Origin of the sequence: Alishewanella tabrizica (genome assembly GCF_014652375.1) — a bacterium.
Classification (GTDB): domain Bacteria; phylum Pseudomonadota; class Gammaproteobacteria; order Enterobacterales; family Alteromonadaceae; genus Alishewanella; species Alishewanella tabrizica.
The window spans coordinates 25,385-49,680 of sequence record NZ_BMYR01000001.1 but is presented as its reverse complement, the minus strand read 5'-3'; the positions used below and the strand labels follow the sequence as shown (position 1 = coordinate 49,680).

21 protein-coding genes are annotated in these 24,296 nt (G+C 45.5%); 19 read left to right on the top strand and 2 right to left on the bottom strand.

Annotated elements, in window-relative coordinates; translation table 11 throughout:
- The 13 genes from IE070_RS00190 (at position 1) to IE070_RS00130 (ending at position 15,300) form a co-directional block, all read left to right on the top strand.
- The gene (locus IE070_RS00190; protein WP_189479264.1) at positions 1-879 is read left to right on the top strand and encodes an ExeA family protein; all 879 of its coding nucleotides are present in this window, start codon (positions 1-3) and stop codon (positions 877-879) included.
- Complete coding sequence (locus IE070_RS00185) at positions 876-2,117, top strand: hypothetical protein (RefSeq protein ID WP_189479262.1); 1,242 nt, start codon at positions 876-878, stop codon at positions 2,115-2,117. Before IE070_RS00190 ends, IE070_RS00185 begins: the two co-directional genes overlap by 4 nt.
- A gap of 6 nt (positions 2,118-2,123) precedes the next feature.
- A complete protein-coding gene (locus tag IE070_RS00180; RefSeq protein WP_189479261.1) occupies positions 2,124-3,863 on the top strand; it encodes a GspE/PulE family protein in 1,740 nt (579 codons plus the stop codon).
- On the top strand, positions 3,863-5,080 hold the full coding sequence (locus IE070_RS00175; RefSeq protein ID WP_189479260.1) for a type II secretion system F family protein: 1,218 nt from the start codon (positions 3,863-3,865) through the stop codon (positions 5,078-5,080). The genes IE070_RS00180 and IE070_RS00175 overlap by 1 nt, the downstream gene beginning before the upstream one ends.
- A gap of 96 nt (positions 5,081-5,176) precedes the next feature.
- Positions 5,177-5,755: a prepilin-type N-terminal cleavage/methylation domain-containing protein gene (locus IE070_RS16710; RefSeq protein ID WP_189479259.1), complete on the top strand. Its 579-nt coding sequence runs from the start codon at positions 5,177-5,179 to the stop codon at positions 5,753-5,755.
- Positions 5,756-5,763: 8 nt separating this feature from the next.
- Positions 5,764-6,258: a prepilin-type N-terminal cleavage/methylation domain-containing protein gene (locus IE070_RS16560; protein WP_229796872.1), complete on the top strand. Its 495-nt coding sequence runs from the start codon at positions 5,764-5,766 to the stop codon at positions 6,256-6,258.
- A gap of 9 nt (positions 6,259-6,267) precedes the next feature.
- Entirely contained in the window at positions 6,268-6,723 is a 456-nt protein-coding gene (locus IE070_RS00160) for a type II secretion system protein (RefSeq protein ID WP_189479258.1), read from the top strand.
- On the top strand, positions 6,717-7,307 hold the full coding sequence (locus IE070_RS00155; RefSeq protein ID WP_229796871.1) for a type IV pilus modification PilV family protein: 591 nt from the start codon (positions 6,717-6,719) through the stop codon (positions 7,305-7,307). Before IE070_RS00160 ends, IE070_RS00155 begins: the two co-directional genes overlap by 7 nt.
- Positions 7,307-8,095: a PilW family protein gene (locus IE070_RS00150; protein ID WP_189479257.1), complete on the top strand. Its 789-nt coding sequence runs from the start codon at positions 7,307-7,309 to the stop codon at positions 8,093-8,095. Before IE070_RS00155 ends, IE070_RS00150 begins: the two co-directional genes overlap by 1 nt.
- Positions 8,085-8,495 carry a PilX N-terminal domain-containing pilus assembly protein gene (locus IE070_RS00145; protein WP_189479256.1) on the top strand — a complete coding sequence of 137 codons (411 nt, stop codon included), beginning with the start codon at positions 8,085-8,087 and terminating at the stop codon, positions 8,493-8,495. The genes IE070_RS00150 and IE070_RS00145 overlap by 11 nt, the downstream gene beginning before the upstream one ends.
- On the top strand, positions 8,492-11,905 hold the full coding sequence (locus IE070_RS00140; protein WP_189479255.1) for a LamG domain-containing protein: 3,414 nt from the start codon (positions 8,492-8,494) through the stop codon (positions 11,903-11,905). Before IE070_RS00145 ends, IE070_RS00140 begins: the two co-directional genes overlap by 4 nt.
- Before the next feature lie 263 nt (positions 11,906-12,168).
- On the top strand, positions 12,169-13,602 hold the full coding sequence (locus tag IE070_RS00135; protein WP_189479254.1) for a mannose-1-phosphate guanylyltransferase/mannose-6-phosphate isomerase: 1,434 nt from the start codon (positions 12,169-12,171) through the stop codon (positions 13,600-13,602).
- 153 nt (positions 13,603-13,755) lie between these two features.
- Positions 13,756-15,300: a phosphomannomutase gene (locus IE070_RS00130; protein ID WP_189479253.1), complete on the top strand. Its 1,545-nt coding sequence runs from the start codon at positions 13,756-13,758 to the stop codon at positions 15,298-15,300.
- 23 nt (positions 15,301-15,323) lie between these two features.
- On the opposite strand, the gene wecC is transcribed toward IE070_RS00130, so the two are convergent.
- Entirely contained in the window at positions 15,324-16,571 is a 1,248-nt protein-coding gene (wecC, locus tag IE070_RS00125) for a UDP-N-acetyl-D-mannosamine dehydrogenase (protein ID WP_189479252.1), read from the bottom strand.
- A gap of 361 nt (positions 16,572-16,932) precedes the next feature.
- On the opposite strand from wecC, the gene IE070_RS00120 reads away from it, so the two are divergent.
- Entirely contained in the window at positions 16,933-17,685 is a 753-nt protein-coding gene (locus IE070_RS00120; protein WP_189479251.1) for a hypothetical protein, read from the top strand.
- Between the two features lie 114 nt (positions 17,686-17,799).
- On the opposite strand, the gene IE070_RS00115 is transcribed toward IE070_RS00120, so the two are convergent.
- On the bottom strand, positions 17,800-19,152 hold the full coding sequence (locus tag IE070_RS00115; RefSeq protein WP_189479250.1) for a hypothetical protein: 1,353 nt from the start codon (positions 19,150-19,152) through the stop codon (positions 17,800-17,802).
- A 446-nt stretch (positions 19,153-19,598) separates the two neighbouring features.
- Here IE070_RS00115 and IE070_RS00110 point away from each other — a divergent pair, with 446 nt between their 5' ends.
- The 5 genes from IE070_RS00110 to IE070_RS00090 are packed head-to-tail and all read left to right on the top strand — an operon-like array spanning position 19,599 to position 24,276.
- A complete protein-coding gene (locus IE070_RS00110; RefSeq protein ID WP_189479249.1) occupies positions 19,599-19,997 on the top strand; it encodes an RT0821/Lpp0805 family surface protein in 399 nt (132 codons plus the stop codon).
- Between the two features lie 4 nt (positions 19,998-20,001).
- Positions 20,002-21,720 (top strand): polysaccharide biosynthesis/export family protein, encoded by a 1,719-nt coding sequence (locus IE070_RS00105; RefSeq protein WP_189479248.1) that lies wholly within the window; start codon positions 20,002-20,004, stop codon positions 21,718-21,720.
- Positions 21,720-22,508, top strand: a complete 789-nt coding sequence (locus tag IE070_RS00100; protein WP_189479247.1) for an ABC transporter permease — start codon at positions 21,720-21,722, stop codon at positions 22,506-22,508. The genes IE070_RS00105 and IE070_RS00100 overlap by 1 nt, the downstream gene beginning before the upstream one ends.
- Positions 22,505-23,176, top strand: a complete 672-nt coding sequence (locus IE070_RS00095; protein ID WP_189479246.1) for an ABC transporter ATP-binding protein — start codon at positions 22,505-22,507, stop codon at positions 23,174-23,176. The genes IE070_RS00100 and IE070_RS00095 overlap by 4 nt, the downstream gene beginning before the upstream one ends.
- A complete protein-coding gene (locus IE070_RS00090) occupies positions 23,173-24,276 on the top strand; it encodes a KpsE/RkpR family capsule polysaccharide export protein (protein ID WP_189479245.1) in 1,104 nt (367 codons plus the stop codon). Before IE070_RS00095 ends, IE070_RS00090 begins: the two co-directional genes overlap by 4 nt.
- The last annotated feature ends 20 nt before the right edge of the window (positions 24,277-24,296 follow it).

Genomic DNA, 24,296 nt, shown 5'->3' with positions numbered 1-24,296 from the left:
ATGTACACCGGCTTTTTTCAGCTGGCACAGGTCCCTTTTAGCTTAACGCCAGATACGTCTTTTTATTTGGGGTTACCGCAGCACGAAGCAGCATTAAATGTGCTTCATACCGCCATAAACAGTGGCGAAGGTTTTATTAAAGTGACCGGCGAAGTAGGTACAGGCAAAACCTTGTTATGTCGGCTGTTTTTAAAACAAGCACCGACAAACTGGCAAATGGCTTATTTGCCGGATCCGGCCTTAACACCGCTAGAGCTACGCTGGGCTCTGGCACAAGAATTAGGTCTAAAATTTTCAGCAAATATCGACACACCGCAATTATTGCAATTATTGCAACGGCAATTAATTTTGTTGGTTAGCCAACAAAAGCGCGTAATTTTGGTGATTGATGAAGCGCAAGCGTTACCCAATGACACCTTAGAAACCTTACGCTTGCTGACAAATTTAGAAACTGAACAGCAAAAGCTCTTGCAAGTGGTCTTATTTGCGCAGCCAGAGCTGGATCAGCGTTTATCCAGTACCGCCTTTCGGCAATTACAACAGCGCATTACCTTTTCACACCAATTAACGGTGATGAACACCTTACAAATTCGGCACTATATTGCGCATCGCTTAGCCATTGCAGGGTGCTTCACGCCATTATTTTCTGACACTGCTTTACGCTTATTACACCATTACAGCCGAGGTATTCCACGTTTGGTGAATATCTTAGCGCACAAATGTTTAATGCTAGCTTATGGCGAAGGGCGGACGCAGGTGACTTGGCAGCATATGCGCTATGCCGCTGCAGATACGCCTGCGGTTAAGGCGACAGGTCATCATTTACCGATCGTTGGCCCGCTTTTAATGTGGTTAGCCGCGTGGCGGGTGGCAAGATGAGCGTTATAAATAAAATGCTACACGATTTAGCCAAACGGCAAGCCGAGCAGCAAACTGATCAGCAAGTTGTGCGTAAAGACGTGCTGCAAACACAGCTACAATTACAGCAGCAGGCACAATTGCAAGTACAGCAGCAAGCACAGCAGCAAGCCGCGCCATTTACGCCATCGTCATTAACGAGTGCGCTTAAGCCGCAGCCGTTTAAAAAAACACGAAAACTGCTGTTAGCACTCAGTGTACTGCTCATCATATTGTTGGGTTACCGCGCTTTACAGGGTGTTGCTGATAAGTCGCTGCTTTTAGCACCTGGCACAACAACGTCGTTTGAGAATGCCGCGCCAATAACCGCTGAGCCCGTTATCACAGCGCCTGAGAATGCAGCAACAATTACCGCTGCGCCAATGACTGCAACGCCTGAAACCTCAGTACCAATTACTGCTATACCGGTTAGCGCAGAACCCGTTACCGTGGCACCTGAAACGGCCACATCTTTTTCTGCAGTGGCTTCAGCAGCAATAACTGCTGCACCAACAACTGTACCCGCTACAGAACCCACTACAGAACTTAAGACGGCATCAACTGCAGCACCCAAAACAGAACCCACTACAGAATTAAACACAGCATTAACCGCAGCCCCAATAGCAACGCAGCCAGAAACAACAGCACAAGAAAATACAGCGCCAGAAACAGCATCTGAAGTAGTAACAGCTGCAGTGGTCCCCCCTACACAGAGCAATGGCGTTGTAGCCTCTTCTGCTGCAAGCAGCGATTTGTCAGATTCGGTTACATCTTCCACTAACACAACCATGACGTCGGCGGATCTTGGCAAGGCTATTGGCAAAGATCCCGCGCAATTACAGATTGAAGCATTGCCGCAGCAAAAATTGGCGCAACAAATGGAGCAAGCGGCAAGCGCCATCGCCCAGCAGCGCTGGGAAGAGGCGCTATACTTATTAGAAACCGATGCTGCCGTAGCCGATTATCCGCCGCTATTTGCCTTAAAAGCAGCCGTACTGCAACAATTGCAGCAATGGTCGGCAGCACTAGCGCTGTATCAACAGTTATTATTACAAGAGCCACAGCACGCCAGCTGGAATTTATCGGCCGGTATCGCGGCGCAGCAATTACAGCAAACCGGGCTGGCTAACCAGTATTTTCAGGTTGCATGGTTAGGTCGACAAAATTTGTCGCAAGCCAGCCAGCAATTTTTACAACAACAATTGAACCCAATGAATTAGAACGCTATGCAAAAACCAAAACTTAAAATGCGACTGGGTGATTTACTGGTTCACGAACACATTATTAGTGAGGCGCAATTAACGGCGGCCTTAAAGCAGCAACAAGACACCGGTCGAAAACTGGGCGCAACTCTAATTGAAATGCAGGTGCTATCTGAGCAACAACTGCTACAGTTTTTGGCGCAGCAATTACAACTGCCGTTTTTAGATATTGCGCAAAAGCGTATCGACAGCCAAGTCGCGCAATTATTATCTGAAGTACAAGCTCGCCGTTTTCGGGCGCTCGTGCTTGAAGCCGACGCGCAATCAGTATTGCTTGGCATGAGCGATCCGGCCGATCTCACCGCACTAGATCAATTAGCCCAATTTTTAGCACCACGTGAAATTCGCTTAGCAGTAGTGCGCGAAACCCAATTGATGCAGGCCTTTGATACGCTGTATCGCCGCACTAAAGATATCGAAAGCTTTGCCACACAGTTAAAACAAGAATATGGCGTAACGCCTGAGCAAGAATTTAATTTATCGGAGCAATCTGAAGCCGACAATACTATTTCGCGCCTGTTGCAATCCATTTTTGAAGATGCCGTGCAAGTTCGCGCCTCAGATATACATATCGAACCCGATGAAAAAGTGCTGCGTATTCGTCAGCGTATCGATGGCGTGCTGCAAGAAAACATCTTAAACGAAGTGAGTATTGCCGCCGCTTTGGTATTGCGTTTAAAGCTGATGGCGAGCTTAGATATTTCGGAAAAACGTTTACCACAAGACGGCCGTTTTCAAATTACAGTAAAGCAGCATAAAATTGATGTGCGGATGTCGACTATGCCAGTGCAATACGGTGAGTCGGTGGTAATGCGTTTGCTGGATCAATCGGCTGGGGTATTAACGCTGGATGATACGGGGATCCCGCCACATATGCTGACGCGGCTGCGGCGGATTATGCAAACGCCACATGGGATGGTACTGGTTACTGGTCCCACGGGTTCGGGCAAAACCACCACCTTATACGGCATGCTCAGTGAGCTTAACCAAGCCGGCACGAAAATTATCACGGTAGAAGATCCGGTCGAATATCGCCTGCCGCGCATTAACCAAGTACAAGTAAACACTAAGATCGATCTGACCTTTAGTAAAGTACTGCGTACCACTTTACGCCAAGATCCCGACATCATTATGGTGGGGGAAATGCGCGATCAAGAAACCGCAGAAATGGGGTTACGTGGCGCTTTAACCGGCCACTTGGTATTGTCTACGTTACACACTAACGATGCGGTAACCAGTACACTACGTTTAATTGATATGGGTGCTGCGCCTTACTTAGTGGCCAGTGCGCTGCGGGCTATTATTGCTCAGCGACTGGTACGGCGATTATGTGAATACTGTAAACAGCCCTATCAGCCCGACGAGCTTGAGCAAAACTGGCTACGGCATCATAAGATTGCAGAACACACCGTGTTTTATCAAGGCCGCGGCTGTCAATCATGCAATAACACTGGCTATAAAGGGCGCTTAGGCGTGTTTGAATTGTTGGTTATGAACAAACCGCTGGCTGATGCGCTGCGTCGTGATGATACCGAGGCCTTTACTCATTTAGCCTATCATAACGAAGGCTTTGTCAGTTTGGGACTGATGGCATTAGAATACGCCAAACAAGGGATCACATCCTTAGACGAAGTGATGAAGGTCTCTGAATACCTCGAGTCAGATCCACAAAGTGCCTTTACCGCTCAGGTGGAGGAAAGCTAATGCCGGGTTTTCAGTATCAAGCGCGTGATCTGAGTGGCAAAGCCGTATCAGGACAAATCGAGGCAGCTGATGCGTCCAGTGCGGCCGGCACCTTGCGTGAACGGGGCTTAATTTTACTGAGTTTAACTGCGCAAAAAAGTACAACGGCAAACAGTGGGCGCTGGCAATTTGGTGCAAAAGTCGATCTCCCAGAGCTTATTATCTTCGCCCGACAAATGTACTCACTGATCAAAGCGGGTATCCCCATTATTCGTGCTATCAGTAGTTTGCAAGAAAGTACCCGTTCGCCTGCGATGAAACAGGTACTGCACGATTTATTAGATCAATTACAAAATGGCCGTAATTTATCCACTGCCCTCGCGGCCCATCCGCAGATATTTAATCGATTAATTGTGAGTATGGTACACGTTGGCGAAAACACCGGTCGCCTCGACGAAGCCTTTTTGCAATTAAGTTTATACTTTGAACAAGAGCAAGAAACGCGCAAACAAATTAAGCAGGCCAGCCGTTATCCCACCATGGTGTTAATTGCCTTATCGGTGGCGCTGTTTGTGATGAACCTGTTTGTTATTCCGCAATTTGCCAATATGTTTAGCCGTTTTAATGCCGAATTGCCTTGGGCCACCAAAGTGTTGTTGGCCACTTCAGAGTTTTTTACACAGTACTGGCTGTTGATAATTGTGGTTGTTATTGCACTTATTTTCAGTTGGAAGCATTACATAAAAACACCGGCGGGCAAAGTAAAGTGGGGGCGCTGGAAACTGGGATTGCCCCTGGTTGGCGATATTATAAACCGCGCGACCTTAGGTCGATTTGCCCGTAGTTTTAGTATGATGTTAAATGCCGGCGTTCCTATTACAACTGCGCTAAATTTAGTGGCCGAAGCGGTTGATAATGATTATCTCGCTGAAATTATTAGAGAGATGCGCCGCAATATCGAACGTGGTGAAAGCTTGTACCGGGTTTCGCAGCAAAGCGGTATTTTTACTCCCTTGGTATTACAAATGTTGGCGGTAGGCGAAGAAACGGGGCAGATGGACGAAATGCTCACCGAGGTGGCTGGTTTTTATGAACGTGAAGTGGCGTTCGATTTAAAAAGTCTCACCAGTAAAATTGAACCCATCTTGATCACGATTGTTGCTGTAATGGTACTTATTTTGGCATTGGGAATTTTTACGCCGATGTGGGATATGTTAGACGCCTACAAAGGGCGTTAAAAAAAATACATATTTTTTGCGTTTTGTGTCATTACAACCTAGCGAACAATATGTTTCTCATACATAATAATTTATAAAACAATAATAGAGTCAAATATGTATAAAGCCGTATACAAACATCGAGACAGCGTTTTATCGCCTAAACAACAAGGCTTTACCCTAATTGAAATCGTTATTGTGATTATCATTTTGGGTGTATTAGCAGCGGTTGCGTTACCGCGGTTTATCAGTGCAACGCGCGATGCCGAAGATGTGTCAATTGAAGCCGTTGCAGGTGCTTTTGCCTCGGCGGTGAGTTTAGCTCGCAGTCAATGGGAATTAAACGGTCGGCCCTTTGGGCAAGTTGAGCTTGAAGGCACCGTAATCGCCATTGGAGCCAATGGTTATCCTTCTGGCGGCGGTTTGCCGCAAGCGATGACAGCACAACAATGTTTACTGGTACTTGATGGCATAATGCAAAGCCCACCGCGTGCCACGACGTCAACAAATATGGATGATATCCGTCGCGCCCGCTTATTTGTGCGGGTCGACACCCAGTTGTTTGCTCCCGATCATGCCTGTACGTTTTATCAAACGTCTGGTTTAACGGTAGCACCTAATAGCCAAAACAATGTTAATGGCTTTGTTTATGTCCCGGCCACTGGCCGTGTTAATACTTTTATAAATAAAAACTGAGGGTTGCTATGAAACGTCAACAGAGTGGTTTTACGTTAATTGAACTGATTATCGTAATTGTAATATTAGGTATTTTGGCTATTACTGCAGCGCCAAGGTTTTTTGATTTTGGGAGTGATGCCAGAGCTTCAACTTTAAACGGTGTAAAGGGCGCCTTAGAATCTGCATCAGCCTTGGTATATGGTAAAGCCATTATTGCTGGGCGTCAGGTTGGACCTGCTTGTTTAACTGCCGGTGGAGAGGTTCAAGCACAAACTGACGGTAGTTGTCTTGCTGGTCAATTTCTGTTGTCTAATGGTTATCCTGCTGCAGAAGAAGAAGTATTAAGGAATATTGCAGAATTATCTGATGCAGAATGGGCTTTAACAGAAGACGGGGCAACTATTGTCATCCGGCCTGAAGGATTTGAACCTGCAAATGCGAATGATTGTCGTGTCACTTATACCGCTTCGGCTGGTCAGGGTATCAAACCAGTTATAGCAATTAATCCTGAAGGTTGTTAATTAAGTAATATGAAAATAAAACCACGCGGCTTTACCTTAGTTGAGCTAATTGTGGTTATTATTTTAATCGGGGTACTGGCGATAAGCTTAGTGCCCCGTTTTTTTACCAGCTCGGGCAGCAGCGAAGTATTTGCTCGTGCACAAGCGCTGGCGCTGTTACAGCGGGTGCAGCAACAAGCCATGCAATGCACCTCAAGCGATCCGGCTATTTGCCCTAATGTAGTGCTAAGCCTTGCTGCAGATCGCTTAGGCACGAGTTCCGCCTGCCTAAACGACGCCAGTCATCTATGTTTAAGCGGTACTGATGTCAGTTTACAAACACAACCCGCTGCGTTAACCACGTTAACCTTCGATAGCTGGGGCAGGGCGCCACAATGTGCGGCCAGCGGCTGCGTCCTAATTTTGCAAGGTCAGCAAAGCTTACCGCTTTGCTTAGAGAGCGAAGGGTATATTCATCCATGTTAGCGGCCAATAAGTTGTCAGTGCGCTCGCGTGTTCCCATGGTCAGTTTTTTACGGCAACGTGGCGTATCGTTGGTCGAGTTAGTGGTGGGGATCACCGTGCTTGCCATTGCGTTAAGCCTAATCACATCTATTTTAGCGCCGTTATTTATTAAAAGTACGGATCCGTGGCATCAAGTGCGAGCAACTGAGCTTGGCCATAGCTTAATGAATGAAATTTTAGCCCGCAGCTATGACGAAAATAGTGATCGTTCCGGCGGAATGCTGCGCTGCGGTGAAACGGGCGCGCCGCCATGTACCGATGCCGCCCAGTTTGGTCCGGATGGCAGTGAAACGCGTGAAACCTATAATGATGTTGACGATTTCCAAGGCTTTGTTGGCAGTGCAGCCGAGCTAACCAATTTATTAGGGAGCTCGCTGGCAGACCAGTATCTTAATTACCAAGTGGCGGTTAATGTGACTTATGCCGCGCCCACACAGGTCACCGGCATAAATTTAGCGGCATCGCAGGCCAAAAAAATTGAAATTACCATTACCACGCCAACAGGCGCCAATCTGCAGTTTGCGGCCTATCGGGGGAATTGGTAATGAACAAAGGGTTTACCTTAATAGAATTAGTGGTCGTTATGGTGGTGCTAGCCATTTTAGCCATAGGGGCCAGCAGTTATTTAGGCATTGGCGCCACCATGTTCAGCGAAGCCAGTCAGCGCGAACAAATACTAGCCGATGGTCGTTTTGCCGCCGAACGACTCGTACGCGAATTACGCTCTGCCGCACCCAACAGTGTGCGCATCAGCAATACGGCCGGCGTGCAATGCATCGAATTTGTGCCGGTGGTCTCCAGTGGTTTATATCAATCATTACCCATAGCGCCTGAAAGTGGTACACAATTACAGCTTATTCATATGAACTGGCAGAATGCGTTTTTGGGATTGCCGTTTAGTGTTTATCCGCGTCAACCTGCTGATATCTATCAGTTCGGTGCATCTACCCTATTGCTACAAGCCACCGAGCAAGCCGATAGTGATGGTCTAGCGGCAACGATAACCTTAGCGCTAAATACGGCACATAGTTTTCCAGCGGGGTCACCTGAGCAGCGCTTTTATCTTTTAAGTGCCAGCCCAGTCAGTTTTTGTTACAACGCCCTTACGCAACAACTGCGGCGTTACACCAATTACGCCTATCAAATTGCTCAGCCTTTGCCACCGCTGAGCAACGGAGTGTTAATGGCTAATAAACTTGCAGAGGTCAGTTTTAACAGTTTACCGTCGATGCTGGCGCGCAATAATGTTGTAAATGTACTCTTGCGATTTGCCGGCACAGACAATGCCGACTTATTTTTTAATTACGAGGTACATCTCAATAATGTGCCCTAATTTCGCTAGGCAGCAGCGCGGCAGTGCTTTAGTCATTGCTATTTTTATAATTGTGGTAATGCTAGCGCTTGTGGTCAGTTTATCTCGCTTGTTACTGAGCTCATCTGAATCATTGGTCTATGAAGTACAAGGCACGCGCGCCTTTTTTGCTGCACAAAGTGGTCTAGAATTAGCCTTAACCGAAGTGTTCCCCCGAGCGGGAAGTAGTGTCTGCAATAACAATGTGTTTACTTTTGATGACCCAGGCTTACGTGGTTGCGAAGTACGTATAAGCTGTCAACAACAAACGTTGCCGGCTAATAGCGTGGCAAACAATATGTATCAACTTACTAGTCTTGGGCGTTGTGAAGCCGATGGTTTTATTACCAGCCGTACGATAAGTATGGAGGTACGCGAGTGAAATTTTTTCTGCTAATTGTATTTAGCCTATTTCTTTGTGTGGACGCATTAGCGGCAACCTATGCGTTTCGTTCAACCAATTACGAATGGGAAAGCGCAAATACCGATGTTATTTGGGATAGAACGCAAACAGGGTTTCCCGCCGATGATGATAAGCAAGTCGTTAATCTCGGTTTTACCTTTAATTTTGGCGGTGTTAACTACACTCAAGTCAGAATATTAGCAAATGGCAGCTTACAGTTTGGTGCTGATACCCAGTTTCATCGACAATTCAATAATACAAATTTACCAGTAAATACTTTACCGCCAAGTTGTACAAATTGTACTGCAGGCACTCAAGCAGATCGTTTAATTTTGGTGTATTGGGACGACATCAACCCAGCACTTGGTGGCACTGTACGTTACCAAACTAAAGGTACAGGACCAAATCGTCGATTTGTTGTGTCCTGGGAGAATGTGCCACATTTCAGTTTACCTGGCCAATACAGTTTTCAAGTCATTTTATTTGAAAATGGCGAGTTTGTTTTTCAATATGGAACCGGAAACGCCAGCGGTTTTAGCGCAACGATTGGCGTTGAAGTGAATAATTCAGATTTTACACTTTACGCGTTTAATAACAGTTTTAGTTATGCAGGTACCGCCATAAGATGGTTTAAACCAAGTGGCGATCCGATACGCTTAGCCGATTACTGGCTAGAAGAGCAAAGCTGGTCGGGTCGACCAAACGAGGTAGTTGATTGGACTGGAAATGGTTATGCCGGAAATATGCTCGGTGTAGTGCAATCTGTTGCAAATGGACGTGTTTGCCGTGCAGCAAATGTCCCACTTAATACAAATACAACTGTTTCAGGTATTAACACTAATATCGATGTGGATTCTGCCATTGGCAATAGGGGCAGTATTACGTTCTGGTATCGCGGAAACACAACGTGGACTACCCGAGACAATCAATTATTTGATGCAACATCAGTTGGAAATGCCTGGTTCCATCTTACCAAGCGCATTAACGGTAGCTTACAGTTTAGAGTTAGTGATACTCAGGGCACAACAGTTGCAGCAGAGACTGGTAATTACAATTTTGCGGCAAACACGTGGAAACATATCGCTGTGTCATGGCGATTTGCGCCAGGAAACAATCAAACTATCCTGCGGATTTACCTTGATGGCGTATTAGTGCAAAGCCAGCAAAGAACCACAAACGGCCAACTTCCTGCCAGTTTAACCACCTTATTTTTGGGTGACAACCCTAATAATATTAGCCAGCTTGGTGCCAGTACAATTAATTCTGCAGACGGTTATTTTGATGAGATTAAGGTCTATAACTACGAAATTAGCAGCAGTGATGTGATTGCTGATCGTGATTCAACACATGCCTGTGTCAATATCGATCATTTAAGAATTGAACACGATGGTGAGGGGCTTACCTGCGATGCTGAATCGGTTGTGATAAAAGCCTGCATCAACGCTGACTGCACGGCATTATTTCCAGGTTATGTGCCGGTAGATTTTTTATTAAATACCAGTTTAAACGGTTCTTCCTTATTAACTGCGGGTTTAGGAAGCTACACTTTTAATCGTGGCATATCGGGCAACGTTTCTTTGGCGGCCACAACGAGTTTTAGTACAACTACGGCAAGCCGTTGTTTTATTGGGGCTGCAGAAAACTGTGTTATGCAGTTTTCTGATGTTGGGATAATTTTTAATAATCCCCAAAACGGTAGTAACTTACTAGACAACGGCCATGCAGGCGTAAGCTACAACGCGAAGATAAGGGTTGTAAGAACTAATCCACAAACTATGGCCTGCGAAGCGCGTTTAACTGAACCTCGCACGGTGCAATTCGGTGTAGAGTGTTTAAATCCCGGCAGTTGCGTCAGTGATCAACAGTTCTTAATCAATAATATCAACATCAACAAAAATAATGCGGGCGCAAGTGGGAGTCGCACCCCTATAAATCTTGCTTTTGATACCCAGGGTTCAGCAGATTTTACTTATCAATATACCGACGTGGGCAGTGTGCGTTTGCATGCATCATTAGCCCTGCCAGAAGAACAAGCTGGGCCAGCCGTTACACTTAATGGCACTTCAAATAATGTGATCATGCGGCCTCATACCTTGCAATGGCTTGAAGCCTCGAGTTTGCCGTATCAAGCTAATGCTAATCCTGGCAGTACAAATTCAGGTGCAGGCTTTTGGCCTGCAGGGCGACCATTTAGGTTAATTGGAGAGGCCCGCAACGCCCAAGGCCAAGTAACCCCCAATTTTGGAAATGAAACGCCATCACAACGTTTAACGGCTGAATTTGCCCAATTAGTCTATCCAGCAACAGGGGTTGGTAATGCTGGATTATTTACCGCAGGGAGTTTTGAACCTGTTAGCAATGCGGCTCAATTTCCGGGGCGACAAGGCAGTTCAGGTGCTATTTGGCAAGAAGCCGGTACGATACGGCTTCGCATGGGATTACTTAATAACAGTTATTTAGGAACCGGCGACGCGCTGAATAAACCGCTTAGCGGAAATATTGGGCGTTTTTACCCAGCTGAGTTGGCACTTAGCACCGCAACTGTTCAAGATGCATGTAACAACAGCTTTACCTATATGGCACAGCCGGGTATTCAAGTAAGTTACGACCTGCTAGCGAGGGGCGATGCGGTAAGCGGCAGTAGAACGCTGCAAAACTACGACAGTGCGCTTTATACCGGTACCGCGCAATTTAGTGTTGTTGCTAAAAATACCCTTACCGGCAACGAAAGTATCAACTTGGGCAATCGCTTGGCAGTAACAACCGCTAATTGGGTGGCGGGGCGTTATCAAATAGCACAAAACGATGTTCGATTTAATCGTCAAGTTAATCAGCAGCCTGATGGCCCCTTCGCTGCGCTACAATTGGGTTTGCAAATTGCTAGCGAAATAGACAACAGACCGTTAGCCAATCCCAACTTTAATGCCAATCTTACCGGCAGTTGTGTTGGTAATTGCAATGCGGTAACGCTTGGTGATCCGCTGCATTTACGTTATGGCCGTGCTGTGCTGGATAATGCCTTTGGTCCTGAGTTTGATCGTTTACCCTTAACATTGCGTGCAGAATATTGGAATGGCAGCCTTTTTGCCGAAAATACCCTAGACAACTGCACCCTCGTTGAACCCAGTAATTTAGTGAAATTAACCGGTACAATCACGCCGGCTATTAGTGGTAGCGGCGCAACAATGCAAGCAGGTAAAAGCTCGCCTTTATCCTTGTTATTGGCCGCGCCAGGTACTACAGCGCAACTTACCTATCAATATATTGCACCACCGTGGTTAACCTACAGCTGGGATGGCAGTGCCGATTACACACAACAGCCCCAAAATGAGGTTATTTTTGGCCGTTATCGCGGTAATCCGCGCTTGATCTTTTGGCGAGAGCAATAAAGTAGGGTGGTCTTTTACCCCGTACTGGAGTTGGTACCGGAGTTGGTATAGGAGACGTGTGGATAAAACATCGTTATAACGCTTACCTTCGAAATGCCGCAACATAAAATGGCAGAAAATGCTTAACTTGCTGTTTGTATTTATATTATCTCATAGGTTTCAAAGGGTGAGCTGGGGGTGTTTTGCCGTAATCTATTGCTTATTACGTAAGATGATTTAAAGTAGCTAGCATAATTAACATCACTAAGAATCAAGGATCGAGCATGCTCTTACCTATCATTATGGCAGGCGGAACCGGTAGCCGTTTATGGCCATTATCTCGGGAATTAATGCCCAAGCAATTTTTAACGCTGTGTGGTCAATCTACCATGCTGCAAGCCACCCTAGAACGCTTGCAAGGCTTAGACGCAGTGCAACCCTTAGTGATTTGTAACGAAGATCATCGCTTTATTGCCGCCGAGCAATTGCGGCAAATTAATCAGTTACAGCACAATATTATTTTAGAGCCCGTAGGCCGTAATACTGCACCAGCCATTGCATTAGCAGCATTATCAGCACAGCGTAAAGGGCAAGATCCTTTGCTGTTAGTGTTGGCAGCCGATCATGTTATTCAAGATGTACCTGCTTTTCATCAGGCCATTGCCACTGCCACTGAATTAGCCAAAGCCAACAAGCTAGTGACCTTTGGTATTGTGCCAACTGCACCGGAAACGGGATACGGCTATATTCGCCGAGGCACGAAAACCACGGACAGTACTGAAGAACACACCTTATCAACGACCGCTTTTACCGTAGCCGAATTTGTAGAAAAACCCTCAAAAACGATTGCCGAGCAGTATTTAGCCAGTGGTGAATACTACTGGAACAGTGGCATGTTTTTGTTTAAAGCCAGCGTGTACTTAGCCAAATTGCAACACTATCGCCCCGATATTCTTGCTGCGTGCGAACAAGCGATAGACAGCCCAGAGCCTGATTTAGATTTTATTCGGGTAAACAAAGCGGCGTTTGCCGCCTGCCCAGCAGACTCTATCGATTATGCCGTAATGGAGAAAACGCAGGATGCCGTGGTAGTCCCGTTAGATGCAGGATGGAGTGATGTTGGCGCCTGGTCATCGTTATGGGATATAAGCAGCAAAGATGCGCAAAATAACGTACTGCACGGCGATGTATTTCAGCATAATTCATCACACAATTATGTTTACTCTGAAACCGGCATTGTCACCACGGTAGGGCTGCATAATACGGTAATTATTCAAACCAAAGATGCCATTCTTGTAGCCGCCAAAGATCAGGTACAAGATGTTAAGCACATTGTTCAACAATTAAAAAACAGTGGGCGCACCGAGCATCATATTCATCGTGAGGTATATCGGCCTTGGGGTAAGTACGACAGTATCGATAATGGGCATCGTTATCAGGTTAAGCGTATTACCGTGAAACCAGGCGAAAAACTGTCGATCCAAATGCATCATCATCGGGCAGAACACTGGATCGTCGTGCATGGCACGGCCAAAGTGACCATAAATGAGCAAGAGCAATTACTGACCGAAAATCAATCGGTGTATATCCCAATAGGGGCAGTACACTCGCTAGAAAACCCAGGCAAAATTCCGCTTGAGCTGATTGAAGTGCAATCGGGCGCCTATCTTGGTGAAGATGATATCGTGCGCTTTTCTGATCGCTATGGTCGCAACTAAGCCATTATTGAAATCAGGCTATTGTTTTTAGATAAGTTATTGTTTTTAATAAACTATTTTTTCAGTAAGGCTATGATTGCCGTCAAAGCGTGCAGAACATAAAACCGGAATAACGCAGTAATAGCGTAATGATAAAAGGAACATATTGGCGTGATGGCAGAGCAAATTAACAGGGTTATTGCTAATAGCGGTATTGCCTTTGGCACCAGTGGCGCGCGTGGTTTAGTCACGCAATTTACACCGCACGTTTGTGCTGCGTTTACGCAAAGCTTTATCCACGTTATGCTGCGTGCTTTCCAGTTTAACGCGGTTGCCATCGCTATCGATAATCGGCCAAGTAGTGCGGGTATGGCACAACACTGCGCTGCCATAGCGCAAGCCATGGGGCTTACTGTGCATTACTATGGTGTGCTTCCTACGCCTGCACTGGCGTTAAAAGCGATGGCAGACGGGATCCCCGCTATTATGATCACCGGTAGTCATATTCCTTTTGATCGCAATGGCATAAAGTTTTATCGCCCAGATGGTGAAATTAGCAAACAAGATGAGTTGCAAATACTTGAATGCGATGCCGTTTTTAAAACAGATGCGCTACCTTCATCCGTTGCTGAACCTACGGCGGTAAATGATTTAGCAGCAACCACAATTGCAAGCTCAAATACCACGCCTATGGCGTTAACACCCAGCCATACTGCTGCTCATTTTTACCTAAAACGTTACCTTGATATGTGCTCTCCCAATGTATTAAAGGGTAAACATATTGGTATTTACGAACACTCCAGTGCTGGGCGTGATCTATACCATCAGCTATTAACACAACTGGGTGCGAAAGTAACACGGCTGGAGCGTACAGATCATTTTGTCCCTATTGATACCGAAGCGGTAAGTGATGCCGATCAACTAAAAGCGCAGCAATGGGCCGTACAATACGGTTTTGATGCAATTTTCTCTACCGACGGTGATGGTGACCGACCCTTAATTGCCGATGAAACCGGCACCTGGCTACGCGGCGATACGGTGGGGTTACTCACTGCGCAAGCCCTGGGGATTACAGCATTAGCGGTACCGGTAAATGCCAACAGTGCTATCGATTTATGTGGTGCCTTTACTACCGTATTACGAACCCGCATTGGCTCGCCTTATGTAATAGCAGGCATGCAGCAATTACTTGATACGTCTGGTACAGCTGCCTCACCTGAAGCAGACAATAAGCATAGCAAAGTTGCTGGTTTTGAGGCTAACGGCGGTTTCTTATTAGCATCCTCATTAACAATTAACGGCACAGTGCTTAACGCATTACCAACTCGTGATGCCTTATTACCGCTCATTGCCATTTTGCACCACGCTGCGCATAAGCCTATTTCCTCGCTGATAAAAGCCTTACCACAGCGTTTTACCGCCAGTCAGCGCTTACAAAATGTTGCACCAGCACAAAGCCAGCCATTGCTGCAACATGCGATGAACAACACAGTGGCTTTTTTAGCCGATCTTGGACTTAAGCAAACTCAGATTGTAGCGGTAAACACAATTGATGGAGTAAGGATAACCTTGGATATTGGCGATGATCTGGGGCAAATCATACATTTAAGGGCATCGGGCAATGCGCCGGAGCTGCGCATTTATACCGAAAGTGATACGCAGGTTAAAGCGGAACAACTGGCTAATAGCATACAACAACAGCTATTAGCTCAGTTTTAAAATACAGGCTGCGTTATAAAGGCTTAGCCAAAAATACCACGGGTATCAATAACCACCTTGGTAGCCACATCGTTAACATGCAATGCTTTGAATTGGCGATGGTCTACCAACACCACTAACACATTGGCACGCTCTAAGGCTTTTGGTAGGGTGGTTAGCTTGTCATTGTGCTGGCTTAACCGCTTAGGTAATGATTGAATATTGGGTTCAACCAATAAAATCTCGCCCACATTGTCGTTAATCAAATGCTCAGCAATATCCAAGGCCGGGCTTTCACGTAAATCGTCAATGTCTGCTTTAAAGGCTAAGCCTAAGCAAGCAATAATCGGGCGTTTAAATTGGTCCGCTGCTTCTTTCACTTTATCGATAACATAATGTGGTTTGGCATCGTTAATTTCACGCGCTGAACGGATCAACTTCGCAAGCTCTGGCGCAGAATCCACAATAAACCAAGGATCAACCGCGATACAATGGCCACCGACACCTGGGCCTGGGCTTAAAATATTTACGCGCGGGTGGCGATTAGATAACTTAATTAAGTCCCATACGTTTATTTTTAGCTTGTCACAAATCAATGAGAGTTCGTTTGCAAAGGCAATATTCACATCGCGAAAGGCGTTTTCGGTCAGTTTAGCCATTTCTGCGGTACGGGCATTGGTGCGTAAACACTCACCGCGCACAAACAATTGATACAACGAAGTGGCCTTATCAGCACAGCGCTCGGTAATACCACCAATGATCCGATCGTTACTAACCAGCTCTTGTAATACACGGCCAGGCAATACGCGCTCAGGACAATGTGCAATAAACACATCGGCCACATCAGATTGGTCTAGCGGCACTTTTAAATCGGGGCGCAGCTCACGCAGCCATTCTGCAATTTGCTCGGTAGTGCCAACAGGCGAGGTAGACTCTAAAACAATTAAATTACCTTTCTCAATCACTGGCGCAATGTTTTCAAGCGCAGCGCGAATATAGCTTAAATCAGGCGCTTTATTTTCTTTAAACGGCGTAGGCACGGCAATCATAAAAGCTTGCGCTGGCTCTGGCGTTAACGATGCACGTAGCTTACCGGTGGTCACTGCTGCTTGCACCAACATATCTAAGTCGGGCTCAACAATATGAATTTTACCCTGGTTAATGGTGTTAACCGCGTGCTCGGATACATCCACACCCACCACTTCAACACCACGAGAGGCGATAACCGCTGCAGTGGGTAAACCAATGTAGCCTAAACCAATAACAGACACTTTTGAAAATTGAGAAAGCATTATGGAATCCTTATAACGCTAATAGAAGCTGAGTTAACAGAGTATGGCAGCCATCTTAAAGGCAGCAATATGAATATACAATTTACAATGCATAAAAAACTTATTGTTATACCGATGTCACACACAGTTACGCCAACAACCAGGGCAAATTGGCATAGTAAATAAGGCGTTTAATAACGGCTGAAGCTCTCTTAAATAACTGAAAATGCAGTTAAGTTAATGGTATTAGATTATATTTAAATAACGCTAAAGTAGAATTGCGAAATGCTAAATATCTAAGCATGATGATTAAGGCTTTTATGTCTTATTTATAGCCTAAATTACTTGGTTCCTATTTTGACTTTTGAAAGTGGATTTTAATATGCAAAAAACGGCTCTGACCTTAATTACTTCTGCAAGTTTACTGTTATTAACGTTAACGGGGTGTTCTGACAAGCCCGCCGAACAAAGCAACACGCCTGCAGCTGAAGTTCCACAAGAACAAGCAGCGGCAGTGACATCGGAAGCGCCAACGGTAGCTAAATTATCGGTTGGTGATGCGGCCAAGCCCTTAGCTGAATACGCGGAATGGCAGGGTAACAATCACGTGATGTTCACCTATTATGCCTTATCTAAAATCCCCGTTGATTACGATAAAGTCCTAGAAAATTATTCACAGGAATACCGTGATTCCAATGACAATTTTAGAAAGAACGACTTAAAAAATGCTCTGAAAGAGCAAATTGATGCTGAGATCGCCGCTGCAGCTAACGTAAAGTATTTAAAGACTTCTTGGAATTATTTCATTCTAGAAGCTTATGACTTTACCTCCTTATCCTTTCCGCAATCGAAACTAACCAATAACAGCATTTTCTATTGGCAGGAAAATCATCGTTACCATCCTTATCAAATAAGTTTTACCAATGGTGATGATTTTAAAAACCTAGTGGTAAAGGATGAAGCGACAGCGAGACGGATTGAAGAGCTGAGAAGTAAGTTTCAGCAACTCAATTTAAACCTTTATACTTTTGTGCAAGCGACCGATCCGGCGCAAAATGCGGTTAAAGTGCAGGTTGTTGCAGTTGAGTTGGTCGATGGTCAGGGTAATGTGCTGTTAACCCAATACAGTAAATAATGTGTTAAATGGCTCCCGGCAATGCGTTGCCGGAAGCCTTTCTAGCGCTTAACGCGCATTATAAACCAGATTGCCAACAACGCTAACTGATACGTGTGGATAAATCGAGGCTGATTAAGGCGTTGTCGTAATTTGTACACTCACCGTGCTGTAATTAGCCCATTTACCGGTAAGGCGTGCGGCAAAGGGCAAGTCGCCTCGTTCTGATAAGTCTAGCAAATACTGCCTATAGGTTTGGTTATCACCATAGCGAATCACACTAGCATTTATCGTGGCACTGGCGTTTTCATCCAATCTGCTGTCTATGTTGTAATCTGCGGGGACGATCTCATCGGGGTAAGTGCCTTGCAATGGCCCAATAAAGCTTTGGAAATAATTTGTACCATCGGTAAGCCTAGTTTGGGCATACAAATAAAAGGTATTAAACCCTTGCACACTGCTTAGGTTGTAATTGTTATTATTTGATGGTAAGTCACGAACCAAAAAAGATTCCAACGCCTGCTGTGCATCGGTATTGGGCACATTAAACACCGGCATATTGTTTAACGGCACCGTAAAGTTTTGGCGTTGGGTGGCAGAGCGGAAAATAAAGCCGCCATCAGTCGATTCAACTTGGTTAGTTGCAGCACGCAACGAAATAACCTCGACACCTTCCAGCTGATTAAAGATAAATACATCGTTAGTACCAAAGCGCGAGCGGAAGCCAAATCCACCTGTAGTCGTGTAATGGGTCTCAGATAACGATACATCAAAGGTATTTAAGCTAACTGGCAATACGGTGGCATTTTGGTTAAGCGTTAAATTAACTGGATTCGCAATATTGTACTGTCTAACACTACCTGCTATCGCCCGAGCAGTGCCATTATTGGCTACTGCGGTAAGTAGCGGCCATGCACCGTTTGGCACACGGCATACACCAACTTGTTCAAATTGCACTTCATTAAAAGATAATTGCGAACGACGCTGTTCACTGGTAGTAAAACCGGTTAATTGCACATCTGCAGTCGACAGCGAGCCAAAGGCAGATGACACCACAACATTTACATTTTGACAGTCACAGCCTTGCTGGCTAGTACCAGGAACATAAAAGCTACCTAAGTCTGTTACTGGATGTTGCGCATACGACGTAACTGAAAATTCTGCATTTTGCCCAGTGCTGTAAGTTATAGTGCTGATATTAGCAACATTTCCACCAGAAAAATTAGCCGAAACATTACCATTGCTATCGGGGCGATGCCGACTAATCACCCGCCAGTTTTGATCATGAATAACCAATTCACCGTTTGTCGAGGCTTGGGTAGTTCCGCAAGCCGATGCCGACATAAATTTAGCTGTAAAGGTTGTTGGTGTAATTATCCCGCCGCCACTACCACCACCGCCTGTACCGGAATTTCCTGAGTCGCCACCACCACATGCGCTTAGTGCGCTGCCAGCAACTAAAGCAGCTAACAACCGTGTTTTTAACATATCCCCATCCTAAAGTAAGATTACGCAATGATTATATTTATGATTAAACGCAGAAAACCTGATTTTTAAGGCATTACGTTATATCACAAGCATGAAAATGAACTGACTAAACGCTGGCAAACACATATTGCTTTAGTATCGTCACAAGTTGAGTTAACAATTTTATCAACTTAAATGTGAAAAACCTATCACTGATTAACAACTGTACCGGAGACATGTTGATAACTAATTCGGTACCGGAGTTGGTACCGGAGTTGTGTGAATAAGATATGCACATAACGCGTTGCGTACCGGAGTTGTGTGGATAAATGGTACTGGAGCTGTGTGGATAAGTGTTGGTTTTATGTGCAGTTGGGCAGGGATGAGGAATTTATTTTTGTCATTGTTGGTCAATGTGGTAGATTATATCGCTATTTTAAAAGATTCTCGTTTAGATGGAATTAACCATGCCAAATTTTAAGCCACGTTCTTTATGGCGTGTTGCCGCTGTTGTTGGTGTAACCCTGTTTGTTTCAGGCTGTGTTACAACGCAGCAGATTACACCTTCGCCCTACCATGATTACTCTAATCTAAATTATTTACCGGCTGAAATAAGCAATCAGTTGCAAAATGCCAATGTCGGCCAGCAATTTGTGGCCGCATCTTCTCCTTGGGGCAATAACGCCACCGTATACGTGCAAGAACGCTATTTTTCAGCGAGCGGCCGCACCTGCTTAAAACTTAGCATCGCCGCCAGCAACGTATCAGCAGATAACAGCGCCGCAGCAAACAACGCGGTTGCCTGCCAGTATCAACAACTATGGGTATTGAACCCCAATATTCTGCTTTCAGCGTCGCAAGGGTAAGTCAATGACCACAACGTTAATGAAAACCGCCTATGCCTGTTTGGCATTGTCCTTCGCCATCAGTGTTTTACAGCCACTGCAAGCTCAAAGCTTTGGCGATTTAGCCGCAGAGTTACAAGCGCGCCAAGTAGCGCCTCCGGCCAATGAAACCCCCAGTAATACCAATTGGCAGCAAGGCACATATGGCCCTGTTATGCCAAACAAGCCAATGCTAAACCCTGCTGATATCAAACCGTTTGGCTCAGAGCTTTTTAGTGGTGGCTTCCGGGGTATTCGTGCCGACGGCTTAAACCCAGAATATAAAATTTTACCAGGCGATCAAATTACCCTACGCGTTTGGGGCGCCGTGGATATCGATCGCATTATGCCGGTAGATGCACAAGGCAATATCTTTATTCCCACTATTGGCCCCGTACAGGTGATGGGGGCCAGCCATAGCCAATTAGATGGCATCGTGCGCGGTGCAGTACGCAAAGTGTATTCCGACAACGTCAGCGTTTACACCAATTTGCAAGGTGTACAACCGGTTGCTGTGTTTGTAACGGGCTTTGTGAATAAACCGGGCCGTTACGCCGGGGTACCCAGCGACTCCGTGCTGTATTTTATCGATCAAGCCTCTGGCGTGGATGATCAGCTAGGCAGTTATCGGCGCATTCGCTTAATTCGGCAAAACCAAACCATTGCCGAACTAGATTTATACCAGTTTATTTTACATGGCCAATTGCTGCATGATCAGCTACAAAATGGCGACACCATTATTGTCGAAAATCGCGGCCCCGTGGTTACTGTTCAAGGCGATGTAGGGCGGCCATATCATTACGAGCTGCATCCACAACAACTTTCCAGCAATGCGCTAAGTGGCGCTGCCATTACCGAGCTGACCCAATTAAACGCTGGTGTATCGCATGCGCTGGTGCGTGGCACCCGAGCCAGCGGCCCCTTTGCTAATTACCTAGCGTTAACGGATTTTGCCACAACCCCCCTAAATAACGGCGACGAAGTGCTGTTTATTGCTGATCAGCATGAAAACCACATTGTAGTGCAGTTAGAAGGTGAGTTTTTAGGACAATCGCATTTTGTCTTACCCCGTAACGTAACCTTACAGCAATTGTTGAATATTATTCCTATTGAGCCAATGCTTACCGATTTTGAGAATATTTCACTGCGTCGTAACAGTGTTGCCGAGCGGCAAAAGCAATCACTCGACGATAGCTTACGCCGTTTAGAAACGACCTACCTAGGGGCACCATCCTCTACGGCTGAAGAGTCCGCCATTCGTATTCGTGAAGCGGAGTTAATCAGTCAGTTTGTCGCCAAAGCACGCCAAGTTGAACCCAACGGCCGTTTAGTGGTGGCGCACGAGGGGGAGATTGTTGATATTCGCTTACAAGATGGCGACATTATTACCATTCCACCGCGTACCGATGCCATTTTAATTAGCGGTGAGGTTTATATTCCGCAATCGGTGGTGTTTGTGCCAGGTAAAACCGCCATGGACTATATTCAAGGCGCGGGTGGTTTTAGCCAACATGCCGATAAGAAACGGGTACTAGTGGTGCGGCAAAATGGCGAAGTACGCAATGCCAGCGACGTTACCTTACGCCCCGGCGATGAAATTTTAATTCTGCCAGCAGTAAGCACCAAAAACCTGCAACTGGCTAGCACCATGACACAAATACTGTATCAAATTGCGGTAGCCACTAAAGTAGCGTTGGATCTGTAATGCACAGTGCGCGTTCGCCCTACAAGGTAACCTTACATGTCTGGCATGCGCTGTTTATGCGCGAAGCCAGTGCACGTATCACTGGTGACCGCTTAGGCTGGACCTGGATTTTTATTGAACCGCTGGTGCATATTTTACTCTTTGTCGCTATTCGGCAATTAATGGGGCGAGTGAGGCATATTGCCGGTGCGGAGTTTATACCCTGGTTTATCACTGGTATGGTTATTTACTTAATGTTTAGTACCGTAATGAACCGCAGTATGGGAGCCATCAGTGCCAGCCGCGCCTTATTTGCTTATAGACAAGTGCATCCAGTTGATACAATTGTTGTGCGTGCCATATTAGAAGTATTGATAAAAGTAATTGTATTATTATTACTGGTTGGCGGAGCCGCTTTTTTGGAATACGACATCTTACCTGCTAATGCACTGGCAGCGGCTAGTGTATGGTGCACCATGTGGATATTTGCGCTTGGAGTAGGTTTAGTTTTTTCAGTTATCGTTACAACGATTCAAGAAATGGCAAAGTTTATTGGTATGGTTACCTTTCCTTTATACTTTTTATCCGGTGTCATGATACCAGTTCAAGTATTACCTCATAGCTTACAAACAGTACTGTTATTTAATCCTATTTTGCACATCGTTGAATCTTTCCGTTTAGCATTTTTTACAAATTATCAAAGTATTTATGGCATTAATATGCAATATGTAATGTTTTGGACCCTGTCGTTAGTAGTGTTTGGTCTTATGCTACAAATACGCTTTAAGAATCGGTTAATGTCTGAATGATTGAAGTAAAAAATCTTTACAAACGCTATCACGGCCCCTTTGGCGGTGATTGGGTACTAAAAGATGTTAGTTTTAGTATTCCGCGCGGCATTAGTGTGGGCTTAGTTGGCAGAAATGGTGCCGGTAAATCCACCTTATTACGTTTGCTCGGTGGTATGGATATGCCCGATAAGGGCAGTATTACCCAAAATTGTCGGGTATCATGGCCTATCGGTTTAGGCGTTGGTTTTCAAGGCAGCATGACGGGTAGACAGAATGTAAAATTTGTAGCACGCATTCACGGCGGCAACAGCAATATCAATCAGATCATTAATTTTGTCCAAGACTTTGCAGAAATTGGCAAAGCCTTTGATCAGCCAGTAAAAACCTATTCAAGTGGTATGCGCAGCCGATTAGCCTTTGGCTTGTCGTTAGCCTTTGATTTTGATGTGTACTTATCAGATGAGGCTACTTCGGTTGGTGATGCCGCTTTTAGGGCTAAAGCGACACAAGCATTTAAAGATCGTATTGGTGATTCGAGTATTATCATGGTCTCGCATAGCACAGGCATTCTAAAAGATTTATGCCAAGCCGGCATTTGGTTACATCAAGGCCAAGCCATTTGGTACGACAAACTCGACGATGCCATTAACGATTATCACAACAGTATAGGTAAACTCCCAACATGAACACCCTAGCGCGCACCCGCAGCCGTTTAAAAAAACAGCCTCATTGGGCGCTTTGCCTTATTGCCATTTTTTTCGCGGTGATTTACTGGAGCCTTATTGCCACCAATCGCTATGTGTCTGAAACGCATATTGTATTGCAAAGCCCCGAAATTAATCCTACTGGCTTTAATATCTCGTCATTGTTGTCGGGCACGCAAGGCTCGGGCGATCTCCTGTTATTAAAAGATCATTTAGAATCGGTGGATATGCTGCAAAAGCTGCAGCAAAATCTCAATATTCGCGCGCACTATGCCAGTGGCGATATTGATTTTTTAAGCCGTTTAAGCCAAGAAGATGTTGCGCTTGAAAAGCTTTATAGCTATATGCAGAAGCGCATTGATATTGTGTTTGACGACTACGCTGCCGTTTTACGTATTCGGGTACAAGCCTATACACCTGAAATGGCGAAAGCCATTGCGCAAACGCTGTTAGACGAAGGCGAGCGCCATATGAACTTAATGGGGCAGCGCTTAGCCGAAGAACAAGTAGCCTTTATTGAGCAACAAGTAAAAAAACTCGAAACTCGATTATATAGCGTGAGAGAAGAGCTTCTTGCCTTCCAGAATAAAGAAGGGCTAGTATCTCCCACTGGTGCTGTTCAAACGACTTTGGTGGTCATTGGCCAGTTACAAGGGCAATTAGCAGTGTTAGAGGCTCGTAAAAAATCGGCCAGTAGTTTTCAAAGTGCAGCATCGCCAGAAGTGGTGCGCTTAAATAGCGAAATTAGTGCCCTAAGGCAGCAAATTGATATTGAAAAGCAAAAGCTGGCCGCCAGCAGCGGTGATTCATTAAACCGCGTTTCAGCCGATTATCAAACCTTAGAATTGCGTGCGCAGTTTGCACTAGAGCTGTATTCCAACTCCTTAATGGCATTAGAAAGCACGCGGGTAGAAGCCGCACGTAAACTTAAGCAGGTCTCGGTATTGCAATATCCAACCCAAGCTGAGTTTTCTACCGAGCCACGCCGTAGCTACAATATTGCGGTTTTCGTATTTTTTGCTATATTTATCACAGCGATAGCTCATTTAGCACGAGCTATAATTCGTGATCATAGAGACTAAATGAAATAGAAGTAACCTAG

Bases quoted from the DNA above. Each gene is read 5' to 3' on its own strand.
- IE070_RS00110 (WP_189479249.1), top strand. From the start codon at position 19,599: ATGCCAAATTTTAAGCCACGTTCTTTATGGCGTGTTGCCGCTGTTGTT.
- IE070_RS00145 (WP_189479256.1), top strand. From the start codon at position 8,085: ATGTGCCCTAATTTCGCTAGGCAGCAGCGCGGCAGTGCTTTAGTCATT.
- IE070_RS00185 (WP_189479262.1), top strand. From the start codon at position 876: ATGAGCGTTATAAATAAAATGCTACACGATTTAGCCAAACGGCAAGCC.
- IE070_RS00160 (WP_189479258.1), top strand. From the start codon at position 6,268: ATGAAAATAAAACCACGCGGCTTTACCTTAGTTGAGCTAATTGTGGTT.
- IE070_RS00115 (WP_189479250.1), bottom strand. From the start codon at position 19,152: ATGTTAAAAACACGGTTGTTAGCTGCTTTAGTTGCTGGCAGCGCACTA.
- wecC (WP_189479252.1), bottom strand. From the start codon at position 16,571: ATGCTTTCTCAATTTTCAAAAGTGTCTGTTATTGGTTTAGGCTACATT.
- IE070_RS00175 (WP_189479260.1), top strand. From the start codon at position 3,863: ATGCCGGGTTTTCAGTATCAAGCGCGTGATCTGAGTGGCAAAGCCGTA.
- IE070_RS00105 (WP_189479248.1), top strand. From the start codon at position 20,002: ATGACCACAACGTTAATGAAAACCGCCTATGCCTGTTTGGCATTGTCC.
- IE070_RS00180 (WP_189479261.1), top strand. From the start codon at position 2,124: ATGCAAAAACCAAAACTTAAAATGCGACTGGGTGATTTACTGGTTCAC.
- IE070_RS00190 (WP_189479264.1), top strand. From the start codon at position 1: ATGTACACCGGCTTTTTTCAGCTGGCACAGGTCCCTTTTAGCTTAACG.
- IE070_RS00090 (WP_189479245.1), top strand. From the start codon at position 23,173: ATGAACACCCTAGCGCGCACCCGCAGCCGTTTAAAAAAACAGCCTCAT.
- IE070_RS00100 (WP_189479247.1), top strand. From the start codon at position 21,720: ATGCACAGTGCGCGTTCGCCCTACAAGGTAACCTTACATGTCTGGCAT.
- IE070_RS16560 (WP_229796872.1), top strand. From the start codon at position 5,764: ATGAAACGTCAACAGAGTGGTTTTACGTTAATTGAACTGATTATCGTA.
- IE070_RS16710 (WP_189479259.1), top strand. From the start codon at position 5,177: ATGTATAAAGCCGTATACAAACATCGAGACAGCGTTTTATCGCCTAAA.
- IE070_RS00120 (WP_189479251.1), top strand. From the start codon at position 16,933: ATGCAAAAAACGGCTCTGACCTTAATTACTTCTGCAAGTTTACTGTTA.
- IE070_RS00150 (WP_189479257.1), top strand. From the start codon at position 7,307: ATGAACAAAGGGTTTACCTTAATAGAATTAGTGGTCGTTATGGTGGTG.
- IE070_RS00155 (WP_229796871.1), top strand. From the start codon at position 6,717: ATGTTAGCGGCCAATAAGTTGTCAGTGCGCTCGCGTGTTCCCATGGTC.
- IE070_RS00130 (WP_189479253.1), top strand. From the start codon at position 13,756: ATGGCAGAGCAAATTAACAGGGTTATTGCTAATAGCGGTATTGCCTTT.
- IE070_RS00135 (WP_189479254.1), top strand. From the start codon at position 12,169: ATGCTCTTACCTATCATTATGGCAGGCGGAACCGGTAGCCGTTTATGG.
- IE070_RS00095 (WP_189479246.1), top strand. From the start codon at position 22,505: ATGATTGAAGTAAAAAATCTTTACAAACGCTATCACGGCCCCTTTGGC.